Origin of the sequence: Spiroplasma endosymbiont of Sarcophaga variegata (assembly GCF_965178695.1) — a bacterium.
Lineage (GTDB): Bacteria > Bacillota_I > Bacilli_A > Mycoplasmatales > Mycoplasmataceae > Spiroplasma > Spiroplasma poulsonii.
In genome coordinates this window covers 1,194,585-1,210,770 of the sequence record NZ_CBCXVU010000002.1, presented here as the reverse complement: position 1 = coordinate 1,210,770, position 16,186 = coordinate 1,194,585, and the positions used below count along the sequence as shown (strand labels likewise).

Annotated in this window: 11 protein-coding genes; all 11 read right to left on the bottom strand. The window is 29.5% G+C overall.

Features of this window, described 5'->3' with window-relative positions; translation table 4 throughout:
- Positions 1-9 precede the first annotated feature (9 nt).
- The 11 genes from ACOBME_RS08140 to uppS all read right to left on the bottom strand — a co-directional run bounded on the left by ACOBME_RS08140 (position 10) and on the right by uppS (position 16,143).
- On the bottom strand, positions 10-1,359 hold the full coding sequence (locus ACOBME_RS08140; RefSeq protein ID WP_338965554.1) for a sigma-70 family RNA polymerase sigma factor: 1,350 nt from the start codon (positions 1,357-1,359) through the stop codon (positions 10-12).
- Positions 1,360-1,364: 5 nt separating this feature from the next.
- Positions 1,365-3,242 carry a DNA primase gene (gene dnaG, locus ACOBME_RS08135; RefSeq protein WP_419334905.1) on the bottom strand — a complete coding sequence of 626 codons (1,878 nt, stop codon included), beginning with the start codon at positions 3,240-3,242 and terminating at the stop codon, positions 1,365-1,367.
- A gap of 23 nt (positions 3,243-3,265) precedes the next feature.
- Complete coding sequence (locus ACOBME_RS08130; protein ID WP_338965552.1) at positions 3,266-4,633, bottom strand: glycine--tRNA ligase; 1,368 nt, start codon at positions 4,631-4,633, stop codon at positions 3,266-3,268.
- 172 nt (positions 4,634-4,805) lie between these two features.
- Positions 4,806-5,768, bottom strand: coding sequence for an IS1/IS1595 family N-terminal zinc-binding domain-containing protein (locus ACOBME_RS08125; protein WP_338963247.1), 963 nt, complete (start codon positions 5,766-5,768; stop codon positions 4,806-4,808).
- On the bottom strand, positions 5,769-6,575 hold the full coding sequence (gene recO, locus ACOBME_RS08120; RefSeq protein WP_338965550.1) for a DNA repair protein RecO: 807 nt from the start codon (positions 6,573-6,575) through the stop codon (positions 5,769-5,771).
- A 6-nt stretch (positions 6,576-6,581) separates the two neighbouring features.
- A complete protein-coding gene (era, locus tag ACOBME_RS08115) occupies positions 6,582-7,475 on the bottom strand; it encodes a GTPase Era (RefSeq protein WP_338965548.1) in 894 nt (297 codons plus the stop codon).
- A gap of 58 nt (positions 7,476-7,533) precedes the next feature.
- Entirely contained in the window at positions 7,534-11,892 is a 4,359-nt protein-coding gene (locus tag ACOBME_RS08110) for a PolC-type DNA polymerase III (protein WP_419334902.1), read from the bottom strand.
- A gap of 27 nt (positions 11,893-11,919) precedes the next feature.
- Positions 11,920-13,272: a site-2 protease family protein gene (locus tag ACOBME_RS08105; protein WP_338965544.1), complete on the bottom strand. Its 1,353-nt coding sequence runs from the start codon at positions 13,270-13,272 to the stop codon at positions 11,920-11,922.
- Between the two features lie 36 nt (positions 13,273-13,308).
- Positions 13,309-14,457: a 1-deoxy-D-xylulose-5-phosphate reductoisomerase gene (dxr, locus tag ACOBME_RS08100; protein WP_338965542.1), complete on the bottom strand. Its 1,149-nt coding sequence runs from the start codon at positions 14,455-14,457 to the stop codon at positions 13,309-13,311.
- 3 nt (positions 14,458-14,460) lie between these two features.
- The gene (locus ACOBME_RS08095) at positions 14,461-15,552 is read right to left on the bottom strand and encodes a phosphatidate cytidylyltransferase (RefSeq protein WP_338966594.1); all 1,092 of its coding nucleotides are present in this window, start codon (positions 15,550-15,552) and stop codon (positions 14,461-14,463) included.
- A gap of 54 nt (positions 15,553-15,606) precedes the next feature.
- Positions 15,607-16,143 carry a polyprenyl diphosphate synthase gene (uppS, locus tag ACOBME_RS08090; protein WP_338965541.1) on the bottom strand — a complete coding sequence of 179 codons (537 nt, stop codon included), beginning with the start codon at positions 16,141-16,143 and terminating at the stop codon, positions 15,607-15,609.
- Positions 16,144-16,186 lie beyond the last annotated feature (43 nt).

The following is a 16,186-nucleotide window of genomic DNA, read 5'->3' as shown; positions in this document are numbered from 1 at the left end:
TTTAAACACCTATCATTTAAAAAAGTCTTTTAATACTTTTGCTTTTGAATTAGCTTGGTTTGGTTTAAATTTACGAATTGTTTTTGCCTCAATTTGACGAATACGCTCACGAGTAACCTTAAACTCTTTTCCCACTTCTTCTAAGGTTTTTGGCGAATCGTATTTCGACAAATGTTTATCAATTAGTTTATTTTTTCGACTTTGAACCTTTTCAATTGGTGTGTCATAATGAATATCTAACGCTTTTACTGTTTGCACCAATTCTGGAAAAGTTTCATCTTCACATTCCTTTGCCAATCTTAAAACAGTTCTTAATTTTGTTGGTAAAATTCCAAATCTCATTCTAATTACTTTCTCTTCACGTGCTGATAAAATCTCATGAAAAACTTCATCAATTACTTCTCGTAATGATTCTTTCTCAGCATATTCATCAGGAGTAAAAATATCTTTGTCATTAACAAAGTCACCAAAATGAGTGTCATCTTCATCTCCAATTGGCTTTTCTAATGAAACTGGTTCAATTGATAAGCGCTTAATTTCACGCACTTTTTCACCAGTCATTCCCTGCCCCATTCTTTCAGCAATCTCATTAAAACTTGGTTCACGACCTAATTCTTGCGTTAACTGACGCTCAATTCTTGTTAATTTATTAATTGTTTCAACCATATGCACTGGAATTCGAATTGTTCGTGCCTGATCAGCAATTGCTCGTGTAATTGCTTGTCGAATTCATCATGTTGCATATGTTGAAAACTTAAATCCACGTGTATAGTCAAATTTATCAACCGCTTTCATTAAACCAATATTTCCTTCTTCAATTAAATCAGAAAAATCTAACCCCCGGTTTAAATGCTTACGAGCAACCGATACAACTAACTTTAAGTTTGAAGTAATCAACTTTTCACGTCCATAACGTTTTTCTTCGGGATCTGTTGCCTCCAGTATTTTAGCATATTTAATTTCTTCTTCACGGGTAAGAATTTTACTTGTTCCTAAAACATTAAAGTATGCTTTAATAATATCTTGAATTTTAGTTTCATTTGAAATTCCGCCAACTTTGTAGCGCAACTTATCCTCACTTTGTTTTTTTCCTGGTTTAATTACTTCTTCGACTTCTTCAACTTCTTCAACTTCTTCAACTTCTTCTAAATTTACATCGCTAAATTCAACCCCATTAGCAACTAATTCTTCAAAGTACTCGTCAACATCATTATCATCAATTTCAAAATGATCATTAATTAAAGTAATTAATTTTTCTTGTTCAATTTCATTGTTATTTTCTTCTAAAAATTTATTAATATAATCTTTAAATTCATCAAAAGTTTTTATTTCTCTGATGTCTTTTTTTGATAATCCCATTCTCTCTACCCCTTTTTAAACTTTAAACGTTGGTTCATCTTATCAATTTCCATTGAAATGGTTTGTTGTTCAATCAGATTATTTGCTTTTTCTAGTTTATTTCATAGCATTGCAATCTCTTTTTCATTGGCAAAATCATCAATTAGCAGCGCATAGTCTTCTAATTCTTTCTTATTATATTTAATTTTAATCGTTGATTTATCAATAATGTCCATTAACATCTTCTTTAAATCCGGATCATTTATTTCTTCACACAACATATTAATATTAACATTTTCTGCCCCTAAATGTCTATTATAATACATAATTATATCATTTGCTAGCAGTCGATAACTATTAAAATTCAAATATACGATTTTTGTCTGATAAAAATCAACGGCCTTTCGCGACACAAGTAATTGTAATAATATGTTTTGCTCTGCTAACATATAACGTTTTAAACTTTTAATTTTATATTTTGTTTTTTTAATGGCCTTAGAATCTTTAACAATTCCGGATGTTGACTTTTGTGCGGCCTTTGCAACTTCGGGGACAACAACTGGTGAAGGTGAGTCTAATGTTGAAGCATTTGTAATTGGTTTATAATACACTTTAATTTGGGTAATTTTTGTTTGAATTGTTTCACTTGAAATTCCCGTAATTTTTACCAAATTATTAATTGCTAGTTCTTGTTCTAAGGGATTGGGGCTTGCTTTAATTAAAGTTCCAACAACATTGATGAATTCTTCTAATTCATTTGCTTCTTCTAAATTAAATTTATTTTTAAAATAATCCAGTGCAAAATTAATTGGATGCATTGCATGGGTTAACATTGTCTGAATTAATTCTCCCTGACCACTATTGACCAATTCATCGGGGTCTTGCTGTGTTTCGTTTAAAACAATTTTTACTTTTAAATTATTAACTAATAATTTTGCTGCAACTTTTAAACTAGCATTAATTCCTGCTTGATCACCATCTAAAAAGACTAAGCATTCACCTGTTAACTTCTTAATTTCCTTAATATAATAATCACTTAAATTTGTCCCCATTAATGCAACGGTATTTTTAAGATCTAATTTATCTAAACTAATAACATCCATATATCCTTCTAACAAAATTAAATTATTTTGTTGGCGAATAAATGGTTTTGCTCGTTGAATATTATACATTAATTGTTCTTTTTTAAAGACTTTTGTTTCTGGGGTATTTAAATACTTCGCAACGTTGTCATCTTGCCCAATCACACGCCCCGAAAATCCAATAATATAACTATCCTCATTTTTAATTGGAAACATAACTCGATTATTAAAATAATCATAAACTTTCTCATTTTTAATCGTAATTAATCCGGTTTGTTGAATATCATTAATGCTATAGCCTTTTTTAATTAAAAAATGATATAAATGATCAAAACCACTTTCAGCATAACCAATATTAAATAACTCAATCTCTTGTTCATCAATTTTTCTTGTTGCTAAATATTCTTTTGCCGCATGAGCCTTTTTTGTTGCTAAGTTATTGCTAAAATAAGCTTGTGCTAAAGCATTAATTTCAAAAATTAATTTATCAGTTTCATCATATTTTGCTTTTTCTTGATAAGTTGTTAACTCATCTAAGGAAATATTAGCCATTCCTGCAACTTTTTTTAAAGCTTCAATAAAACTAATATTTTCATATTCTTGTAAAAAAGTAAAAACATTGCCACCAGCTGAACAAGCAAAACAACGATAAATTTGTTTTTCTGGTGAAATGCTCATTGAAGGATGTGAATCTTGATGGAAAGGACAAACAGCTCAATAATTTCGTCCCCGTTTTTCCAACGATAAATACTCTGACATTACTGTAACAATATTTACTTTTGACCGAATTAAATCAATCTTTTCATTACTAATTAATGCCATACCTTCCTCCTCCTTTTAATTATTTATTTTAATAATGCTTGAAAATGCTCTTCTAAATTAGCAATAGCAATTCGTTCTTGCACCATTGTATCACGATTACGAACAGTAACCTTTTGGTCTTCTAATGATTCAAAGTCAAAAGTAACACAAAATGGTGTTCCAATTGCATCTTGGCGACGATAACGTTTTCCAATGTTTCCCGTTTCATCATAGGTACATTGGAATTGATTTAATAATTTTTCATACAATTGATAAGCTGCTGCATTTAATTGTTTACTTAATGGAATAACAGCAAGTTGATATGGTGCTAACAACGGACTTAATTTTAAAACAATTCGTGAATCATTATCACCAACTTGTTCAACATGATAAGCATCATATAAGATTGCTAACATTAAACGCCCAACCCCAACTGATGGTTCAATAACATGGGGTAAAATTTTTTCGTTTGTTTCTTGGTTTAAATAACTTAAATCTTGTTTACTCGTTATGCTATGTTGACGCAAATCAAAATCACCACGATCAGCAATCCCTCATAATTCACCTGTTCCAAATAAAAACTTATATTCAACATCAATTGTACGTTTAGCATAATGGGCTAATTCATTGGCTTCATGGTTACGAAAAAGATAATTCTTAGGATTTAAATTAATCAAATTTAAAAACTTAGTAACTTCTTTAACTCAATATTCAAATCAATCTGTTTCTTCATTTGGATCATAAAAAAATTCTAACTCCATTTGTTCAAATTCACGTGTTCGAAAAATAAAATTTCCCGGTGTAATTTCATTTCGAAATGACTTTCCAATTTGGCCAATTCCAAATGGCAGTTTTTTTCGCAATGAACGTTGAACATTTTTAAAATTAACAAAAATTCCTTGTGCTGTTTCTGGTCGTAAATAAACAATTGATTTTTCATCTTCTAACACACCGTGATTCGTCTTAAACATTAATTCAAACTGACGAATATCAGTAAAATCATGCGCTCCACAATTTGGGCACACCAAATTCTTTTCTTCAATAAATGTTTTTAATTGTTCATTACTTCATCCCCCACAATTAAGGTCAGGATAATTATCTTCAATTAGTTTATCTGCTCGCATACGGGTTTTACATTTTCTACAATCTAATAATGGATCAGCAAAATTCCCTAAATGACCCGAAGCCTTTCACACATTATTGTTCATTAAAATTGCACTATCAAGACCAACATTATATTTCGATTTTGTAATAAAATGTTGCCATCATAAACTTTTTAAATTTCGTTCTAATTCAACACCTAATGGACCAAAATCTCAACTATTTGCTAAACCCCCATAAATTTCACTTCCTTGAAAAACAAAGCCTTGTGCTTTTAAATGATTAACAACTTCTTCTAATGTATATTGCATTAAATATAACTCCTTTTTATTTCTCTACCCTCAATTATACTATGTTATTATTTAAAATAAATTGATTTTTTCCTTTAATTTTGTCGAAAACTCTTGATGAAATAAAAAAAATCATCAATATGACAATTTGAAAACTAATTTTGTGTAAGATTATGATTTTGCTTTAAATTTTTTAAACGTTAAAATATAATACCGTTGATTGTTGGTTTGGTGTTAAACCTTTGTGTTGGTATTTTCATTTTCAGAGCTTTAAATAATTTTGAATATTAGTGAAACCCAAACCATGATAATGAATTAAGGCTTCTTTAAGACTGGATTGTAATTTACTAATCTTATTTAACTTTTGATAACTAGTATCAGGGTTTGTACTAGTTTTGGTGGAATATAGAGTAGAATTTGTTTGTTTTGCTACTAATAAATATAGTGGTTGCATATCAGAAATAATTATTGATTTTTCTTTAATTAGTTGCTTATTCATATTTTCAATAATCCATTGTTTTTGTAATCTTTTGGTATTGGTGGATTGAACAAAAATATTATTATTGCTATCAACTGCCATTTGAATACAGCATTTGGTATCAGTTGAAAATGGATCGAGATGAGTTTTTCGTTTATCAAATTTATCTTTAAAATTGCCTTTATGAATTTCTTTAATAAATGTTTCATCCATTTGGATTTGACCATTTAATTTTTTAAATTTTAACTGTGTATTTTCTAATTGTTTTGATTGCATTAATTTTTGTCGATTATATCAAGCGGTTTTTGGGGTTGTTTTAATAAAACGAGAAATTATTTTACTAGATTGTCCTAACAATGAAATTTGAATTAATAAATTTCACTGTTCATAATTTAAATGACTTCAATAAGTAAAATGATGACGAAATGCATCAAAACTAGCACGACATTTTTTACATAAATATTTTTGTTTTCCTTCGGAATTATGACCATTTTTAACACAATGAAAAGATTTGCAATTAGGACATATAATGCCTTTATCTCTAAATTTTTGATCAATTTCATTTAAACGTTTTTGTTTTTTAATTAAGTCTGCTTGTTGTTTTATTTTTTCATAAAATTCTAAAAATTGATCATCTGTTAAGCTATTTATTAATTCTGTAATTATTTTTTTCATCATTTATTTACCTCTATATATTAAAAATATACCTAATTTTAGGTATATTTTATAAATATCAAGAGTTTTCGACAAAATTAAAGATTTTTTCTGCATTTCATAAATACTATAAGAAAAAATCCCAACTTTCATTAAATAATACTCACATAGCATTTTAAATAAAATAATCATTTCTTTAACATTAATTTTGTTATGAAAATAAAAATTATCTAATGACGTTGTACTAAACATTTTTACTAATTCAATTGAAAAAAGATAATCTGTTGGTAAATAACAATTTTTACAAATATATCCTTCTTCAATAAAACTAATTGTTTTAATATTATGTTTTCCCCCACAACGTTTACACATCGTTAGATTTCATTGTAATCCATACCATTTTAAAACTTGTAACATAAAAACAATCACAACACTTAAGTTATCTTCTCAAGCAACTAAATTATCTAATGCTGTTGCTAATAAATCATATAGTTTTAAATCAGCAGAACGTTCTTCAACAGCTTGTTCGGTAATTTCACAAAGCAATGTCACTAGTAAATAATCATCATAGTTTTGTGTTAATTTAATTCGTGTTATTAACAAATTTCCTGTTTTTAACTTACTTAATTTATTTGCTTGATATGATAAAAATATTTCAAATGTACTAGTTGCTAACCATTGCACCGCATATTGATTTTTCGAAGTAATTTTTCGAACACCCGGAGCAAAAAAAGCTAACTTACCTAATTCTTTGGTAAAAACCGTTATAATTTCACTGTCATCATCGTAACTTTGCTTATTAATAACAATTCCAGTAACTTTTGTTGTCATTATTGCTTAATAACTTTCTTTGTTATATCCTAAACGAGCAATCATTGATGGTTTATCACGTCATTTTTCAACCACTTTAACAAATAACTCTAAAAATATTTTTGTTCCTAAAATTTGTTCTAACTCTAAACGAGCTTGCGTCCCAATTTCTTTGATTAACCGTCCATTTTTACCAATCACAATGCCTTTTTGTGAATTGCGCTCAACACAAATTGAAGCCATAATTTTTAATAATGTTGGTTGTTCTTCAATCTTGTCAATTAAAATTGCCACACTATGTGGAATTTCATCTTCTGTTAAAAGTAAAATTTTTTCGCGAATAATTTCACGAATTAAGAACTTTTCTGGTTGGTCAGTTAACATATCATCAGGATAATATTGTGGTCCTTCTGTTAGATGATCTTTTAATAATGTTAATAACTGCGGAACATTTTCGTGTTTTAATGCTGAAATTGGGATTACAGCAGTAAAATTGTGAACTTTTTCTCATTCAGCAATTTTAACCATTAAATCCCCTTTTGAAACTAAATCAATCTTAGTAACAACTAAAACAATTGGAACACCTCGTTCTTGGAGTGCTTTAATAATATAACGATCATTATCACCAATATGTTCATTTACAGGCGCTAAAAATAAAATAACATCAGCTGCTTTTGTTGTTGATAAAGCAACTTTATTCATAAATTTACCCATTTCATGATGTGCTTTATGAATTCCTGGCGTATCCATAAACACAATTTGCGCTTCATTGTCATTATAAATTCCTTGAATTCGATTACGCGTTGTTTGGGCTTTTGCTGTAACAATTGCTACTTTATTATTTAAAATTGTGTTTAATAATGTTGACTTTCCAACATTTGGACGGCCAATAATTGCCACAAACCCTGATTTAATTGTCATTTTTATCACCTCGTAATTAACTTAATTATAAAGGAAAATAAGATAAAAGCTCATTATTTTAAAATTCAAATGCAATTTGATCATCTAATGATAAGCCTTTTAAAATTCCAAGTTCTTCAAAAGACTCTAAATGTGCTTTTGTAATATTTGTTCGTTTTTGTAAATCAGCAATTGATAAAAATGGTTTTTCTTTCCGAGCATTAATAATGCTATCACCAACAGCGCCTCCCAAACCATCAATCGCTGAAAATGGTGGTAGAATAATTTTTTCATGATTATCATTTTCAACAACGGTAAAATTTTTATTCATACTTGTTTTTAAATCAATATTACTCATTTTAATCCCGCGGGCATACATTTCTAAAGCAATTTCATAAACCGGTATTAAATCCTTTTCTTTTTGTGATGGTTTATTTGGCGCATTAAAATCCTTATTATCTAAACGAACTTGAATATCACGTAAAACTTGTTTAATTGTTTCTGCTCCTTTTAAAATTGTTTTAATATCAAAAACATCAGTTCTCGTTGAAAAGAATGTTGCGTAATATTCAACTGGATAATTTATTTTAAACCATGCCACGCGTCATGCCATTAAAACATACGCTGTCGCATGCGCTTTTGGAAACATATATTTAATCTTATTACATGAATCAATGTATCATTGTTCAACATTATTTTCACGCATTAATTGTTCATGTTCTGGGGTTAAGCCCTTTCCTTTTCGGACATCTTCCATAATTTTAAAAGCACTTTGCGCTGGTAAGCCCTTATAAATTAAATTAACCATAATATCATCACGACACCCAATAACATCAGAAATTCGAATATTCTGGTTTCGAATTAAATCTTGGGCATTCCCAATTCAAACATCAGTTCCATGTGATAACCCTGAAATTTGGACTAAATCAGCAAAAGATGTTGGTTTAGTATCTAATAACATTTTCCGAACAAAAAAAGTTCCAAACTCTGGAATCCCAATAGCCCCCATTTTCTCACCATTAATATCTTCTGGTTTAATGTTTAAAACATCTAAACTACGAAAAAGACTTAACACTTTTTCATCATTAGTTGGAATTGTTTTTGGGTCAATTCCCGTTAAATCCTCTAACATTCGTAAAGCGGTCGGATCAACATGTCCTAAAATATCTAATTTTAAAACATTATCATGAATCGCATGGAAATCAAAGTGTGTTGTTAATCAATTTGACTTAATATCATCAGCAGGAAAATTAACCGGCGTAAATTCTTCGACTTGATATTCTTTTGGGATAACAACAATCCCTCCTGGGTGTTGTCCCGTTGTTCGTTTCACACCTTCACAGCCTTTTGCAATTCGTTCTAACTCAGCACGTCGTTTTAAATGTAAGGTATTCTTATTTTCAAAATAACCCTTCACATATCCATAGGCAGTCTTTTCTGCCACCGTTGAAATTGTTCCGGCACGATAAACATTTCGCTCTCCAAACATTTCTTTCGTAAAATCATGGGCATTTGGTTGATATTCACCCGAAAAGTTTAAATCAATGTCCGGAACTTTGTCTGCTTCAAATCCTAAGAATGTTTCAAAAGGAATATCATGACCATCACCTTTTAATGGATGTTGACATTTTGGACAATTACGTGGTGACAAATCATAACCACATTTTACAGACCCATCAACAATGAACTCGCTATAAGTACAATTTGAACACAAATAATGTGGTTGTAATGGATTAACTTCTGTAATATTACTCATCGTGGCAACAAAACTACTTCCAACACTTCCTCGTGAACCAACTAAATAACCATCTTGTAATGACTTGTCAACTAATTTATGGGCAATTCAATAAATAACAGCAAAACCATGCTTAATAATCGCACTTAATTCTCGTTCTAATCGTTTTGCCACAATTTCGGGTAATGGATTACCATAAATCTTATAAGCATTCTGATAACACAACGCTTCTAAAAGTTCATCACTACCATCAATTTTGGGAGTATATAATTTATCTTTAATAATTTCAACTTTTTCAATTTGATTGGCAATAAGACTTGGATTTGTAACAATAATTTCTTGAATTAATTCGTCATCATTTAAAAATTTAAATTCATTTAACATTTCAGGTGTTGTTCGTAAAAATTGGTCCGGATAATCAGTTACCCGTTGTTTATAATCATACAATGGATGTGGTCGCCCCCCAATTCCTTTTGCATTAATATAAACCTCACGAAAAATTTTATCTTCTGGATTAAGATAATGAACATCACCTGTGGCAACAACTAGTTTATTTAATTTTTTCGCGGTATAAATAATGTCCTTAATAACTGTTAATAATCGTTCTTCTGATAAATCACCCATTTGAACTAAATGTTTATAAACACTTGGTGGTTGAATTTCAATATAATCATAAAAACTAATCACTTCGGTTAACTCACTAAGATCTTTATTCCGAGCTACTTCAAAAACATCACCATTAACACATGATGAACCAATTAATAAATTAGCACGATGTTCATTAATTACACTACGTAATAATTTTGGTGACGAATAGAAATAAGTTGTATGTGCGGCGGTAATTAATTTAAATAAATCCAATAATCCCGGTTGATTTTTAGCAAGAATTGTCATATGTTTTGGACGGAGCTTTTTATAAACAGCAGCATCATGAATTTGATCAATATCATCATCAAATTCAACCCCATAAACATTAATCATTTTTCGTAATTGATGTTCATAAACATCGGTTAAAACAATAGCATCATAATCCCCACGGTGCGCTACTTCTTCATTATAAATAACATTATAGCACCGAGCAATTGTTCCCAAACGATAGTTTTTTAAATGTGGTTCTAAAATCCTTGAGATTTGTAAAGTATCAATAACAGTATTATTGATCTTAGAACGTCCGGCTTTTTCTAACCATGATTGAATAAAACCTAAGTCAAATTCAGCATTATGGGCAATTAAAATCGCATCTTTAAAATACTCTAAAATTTGTTCAATTGATTCCGTAAAAGTTGGTTTATCCGCCAATAATTCATCCGTAATTCCTGTTAGATCTGTTGTAAAAGAAGATAACTTAATTGTTGGTTTAAATAAGTGGTTAATAATTTTACGTTCCCCACTAATCCCATCCATAATAACTGCTCCAAACTCAATAATCTCATCATAACTACTACTTAGACCAGTTGTCTCTAAGTCAAAAATAACATATTTTGCTGTCCGTAAATCATGATGATGAGGATTTTTAACGTACCAAACTTTGTCATCAAGTACATCTGTTTCGACTCCATAAATAACTTTAATATTTGGATATTTCTTATTAAGATTATAAATTTCAGGATACGCTTGCACATTTAAATGATCAGTGAAAGCAATTGCCGAATGATCCCAATGTTGTAAGGTTTTAAAAAGCGCTGGAAGATCAATCACCCCATCCATTGTACTCATTTTAGTATGTAAATGTAATTCAACGCGCTTTTCAGCAGCATTGTCTTCCCGATATAAGTCTTCGCGATCTAAACGGGCAATTTTTTTAATAAAAAGCATTTGTTCATTAGCATAAGTATCATAACGAATGTCCCCAAAAATACTAACTCATTCATTAATTTTTAATTCTTCAAAAAAATCATCTGCTTGTTCAGTTCGCGTAAAAAACTTCCCAGCAATAGTATCACTATAATCGGTTACTGTGATTGTATAAATAAATTTTTTAGTTGAAATGAATTGGCGATCTTTATTAACAATTTTTCCATAAATTGTTATATTAGGAGCATCTTGGTCAATATCAGCGATTCGTTCATAACTTACTTGCCCGATTTTCCCTTTAACATAATTACTAGTCCCATTTCGCAATTGTTTTGTTGAAATTGCTGGTTTTAATGTTAAACTTTCATTTTTTTGTTGATTTTCTTGGTATTTTATCAATTCTTGTTCATTAAGCTCTAAAATATTATTTTCTTGTAAATCAACAATTAAATCTAATCGTAAATTATTAAAACCATAACGACGTAATTTGTTTTCATAATAATGACAATGTTCACTAACAAGTTTTTTTTCACTATCGGAATGAACAATAATTTTTAAAATATTATCTGCTAAAGTAAACCGAGATGGTGGTAATTTACTAAAAAAACTATTTTTTAATTCTGATTTATTAAAACGAATATATTCTAAATAAGAAAAAATTGTTTCTAATTGATAATTTTCATTTCGTACGCGAAATGAAACTTTTGTTGGCAACGTTGCATTTGCTAATAAAGTTGTTTCTAATTTTAATAAGACATCAGTTGGTAAGAAATCATTGATTTCAATAATAACACGAAAAAACGACTCGCTTGTACTATACTCACTTTTAATGATTTTTGCATCAGCAAAATAATTATCCGTAAATTCTAAATTATTAGTTGTAAATAGTTTTATCAATTGTTGATCCATTTGCCATCCCTCATCTATTCTTCATTTCTAAAAAAAGACATCTTTAATTGTTATTCCAATAAATAATAAAATAAAGAGTACTGCCCCCGTGACATTAATAATAATCTTTGCCTTATGTGGGAGTTGTCAATTTTGTTCTTTTGTTTGATATTCTTCTAATAATAACTTTTGCTGTTCTGGATTGTGACGATGTTTTCAAATTTGAAAACGCCCTTTAAGCCGTTTCCCCCCACCAACAATTCCTTCAACTAGGGTTTCTAAGAATTTGTATCCATCCAATGGTGGAATTGAAATTAAATTTAAAACAAATAAGTTTGCTGATAACATTGCAACATACATAAAAAATAATGCTGGTCCTTCCGTTAAAATTGAAGAAACTGTTTTAGCAATACCAACTAGTCCTGATAACTGCTCTCATTGACCAGTAAATAATAACCCAAATGACTTTAAAATTGTCACTGATTCAGTAAACGTTTCACGTCAACCATAGCCATAAGCCTGTGCTGTTGAAACAAACTGACGATCCGGTGCCCGAATTCCAACCGTATAAGTATTACCCGTTATTTTTAATTCAGCTGGTTCAGTTTGAAACAAATGATTGTTTTGATCAGTTGTCACTTCTTTTTTATTATTTACCCGAACAAAATCTAACGTAATAAAATTGGTACGTTGTTGGGCATCACTTTGATCATATTGTTTTTTTAAATTATTAATAAAATTATAAACCGTTGTTTGATAATTTGGAATATTATGAACAGTTCCAATATGACTAACTAAAATCTTATGTGTTTTATTATATCCTTCATCATCTGTACCATTATCACGATAATAATTTTGGGCCACTTTAAGAGTAGCTTGGTCTGGACCTAATCAATAATTTAAAATAACAATATCCTGGCTAATCGGAACTTTTCTTGTTGATAACGCATTATATGCTGCTCCTCCAACATCATATTTTGCCCCCCAATATGTCATATCTGATGGTTTGAGATTTAAAGCGGCAAAAGTTGTTGTAAAAATGAAAACAGCAATAAAAAAATTCATTAAAGCTCCCGCCACAATAAAAATTAACCGTTTTCATTTCGCAATGTTTTCCATTTTTCGTTCTTTTGGAACTTCCTCTTCTTCACGCCCTTTCGGAGCATCAACTAATTCACTAGCAATATACACATAGCCACCAAAAGGAAAAATTCGAATTGAATAACGCGTTTCTTTTTTCCCTCAAGAAAAAATCTTTGGACCAAATCCAATTGCAAATTCATAAACATATGCTCCTGATAATTTTGCAATAACAAAATGAGCAAATTCATGAACTGTAACTAGCATTAATAAAATTATAATTCCAATTACAAATCCTAAAACTATCATTCCCGCCGACATTTACTGACTAACTCCTAACTGTACCTTTTCATAACATTATTTTTTGGAAAAATAATTAATAATTTCTCTTTTAATAGTATCATTTAATTGTTTTATTTGTTGATAATTAGATAGTTTTTGTGGCTTAATTTTATCCATAAAAAATTCAATATAATCAACAATTTGATAAAATTTAATTTTTCCAGCTAAAAATAACAACCGCAACTGTTCATTTGCAGTATGAAAAGCAACAGCCAAAGCATTATTTTCATTTAAACAACGATAAGCCAATGTTAAAGCTTTTCACCGTGATAAATCTGCTTTTTGAAATGTCAAAGTAATTAAATCGTTAAAATCCAGTGGTTTTAATAAATTATTTTTTTTCCGCAGCGGATAATAAAAAAAATAATTTAAAACTTGAATCATTGATGGCGGTGATAATTGCGCTAGAATTGAATAATCTTCATATTGCACAGCTGAATGTAAGATTGATTGAGGGTGTATCACAACGGTAATGTTTTTTGTTTTAAATAAATGATATGCTTCAATAATTTCAAAAGCTTTATTAACCATTGTTGAAGAATCAATTGTAATGTTTTGACCCATTTGCCAATTCGGATGACACAACGCTTGGCTTTCATCAATCATTGTTAATTCCGTTAATGTTTTTTCCGCAAACATTCCTCCCGAAGCAGTTAAAATAATTTCTTGCACTGGATTCTTTTGTTCTAAACATTGAAAAATCGCACAATGTTCAGAATCAATTGGAAACAATTGGTTTTGATGTTCTTCCAATAATTTATTAATTAAATCGCCCGCTAAAACTAATGATTCTTTATTTGCCAATAATAAGGTGCGATTATATCCTTGTAATGTTTGTAAAGTTGGGTATAACCCAGCAAACCCCCCAATGGCATTAAGAACCATTGCTGTTGGAAATGTTGTTAAGATTTGGTCAAAACCTGCTTCTCCTATAACAAAAGTAATTGTTGGATACTTAACAGCAAAAACTGTTTGTTCTGTTGCATTAGCAACATGAACCATCGTGATTGTTGGAAATGTTTCTAGCATTTCATCAAGAACAGCAACATTGTGATAAACACTAACTACTCTTAAGGTAAAATCATTTGGATTAGTTTTTATAATTTGTAAGGCTTGTTGGCCAATACTTCCTGAAGCCCCAAAAATAATAAGTTCTCGCATCATTAATTAACGTTGTAATGCCACATTTGAAATAATAAACATTATAAAAAAGACTAATGAAAATGAATCCAAACGATCAAGAACACCACCATGACCAGGTAATAAATTACTAAAATCTTTAATATCATAACGCCGTTTAATTCATGAAAATGATAAATCACCTAATTGTGATAGAATACTTAACATAAAAGCTAATAAAACATAAATAACATAACGCATTACATTTTTGGCATTATCATTTGAAAAGAAATTAAAAACTCAATTTTTTTCATTTCCAAAATTAAACATTAAAACAGCATAGGCAATCGCAATTCCAGCCGCCATAATTGTTCCTGTTGCAGCCCCTTCTCAAGTTTTGTTTAGCGAAACATTTGGTGCTAGTTTGTGTTTTCCATAACTAACCCCACCCACAAATGCAAAAGTATCAGTTAAAATAATAATTAACACTAATCAAACAACGCTACTTCAACCATAATTAGGATTTAACATAAATTTATTCATTGCTTTAAAAGCAAAAATTAAATATAATGTAAAAATTAAAACTAACGTCATTTTACCAAAAGTAATTTCTTTTGAACTAAAAACTAAACAATAATATACTAAAATTGCACATAAATAAATGACAAAAATAATTCATGGTTTTAATCAATTTAAATTTAATAAAGTATAAAACGGATAATTAATGGCCCCAATCCCACCATAATTGTCCGTAACAGATTCAACTGGAAATAAAAATAAAAACAGCATAAATAAGTAAGTAATAACTTGGGTATAAATTGGTCACTTTGTTCCCCCTACTAACCGCAGAATTTCGTAGTTAACTAATCCCAAAATCACAGCGTTAATACTAATAAAAACATAATTGGCAACTTCAATATGAGCAACTTTGCCTTGTCATTCTGTAGCAATTGCACCAGTAAATAAATATAATACCAAAAAAATTAATAAAACATAAAAGGTAATATGGCGTGCAACATATTTTTTTTGAAACATTCCTTTTTTTTGTTCCGTTTTGCTTGTTTCGGTAATATTATTACCATTTTTATCCAACGGTACGTTTGTTTCATCAACAAGAACATTATCTTGCTTATTATTCATCACTTTTTACCCCTCCAAATCTTCTATTTCTATTATTATAATCTAATATTGCTGTTAACAAAGCATTTTCATCAAATTCTGGTCAAAATTTATCAGTAAAATATATAAATAATTAAACAAGGTTTTTTCATCAATTTCAGATAATTGTGCTGTTAACATTTCGTTAATAGCAGTAACAATTTCTTCAACCGCCCCATAATCAAAGGCAAAGGTTAATACTAAACCGCTATTATGCTTTGTCTGATTAATAGCTTCATTAATTGCTGCTAACGTTTTTGCTGGCATTTTGGTTTTACGACCAATATGGTTTAAAACAATATTTTCATTTTTAAAATTATTTACTTCTTTATTATTTAATAACCGCTCTGGCATTTCCATTAAATACGCAACCTCACTTTTACTACGCTTTCAATTTTCTGTTGAAAAACAATAAAGTGTTAAATATTTAACTCCTAACATATTTGCTTTTAAAGCAACTTCTTTAATTCGTTTTGCTCCTTCTTCATGGCCAGCTGTTCGCTTTAAACCTTGTTTTGTTGCTCAACGACCATTTCCATCTAAAATAATTGCAATATGTTGTGGCACATTCATATTCTTTGTTCCTTCTTTCTTGTCTTATTTATTATATCTAGCA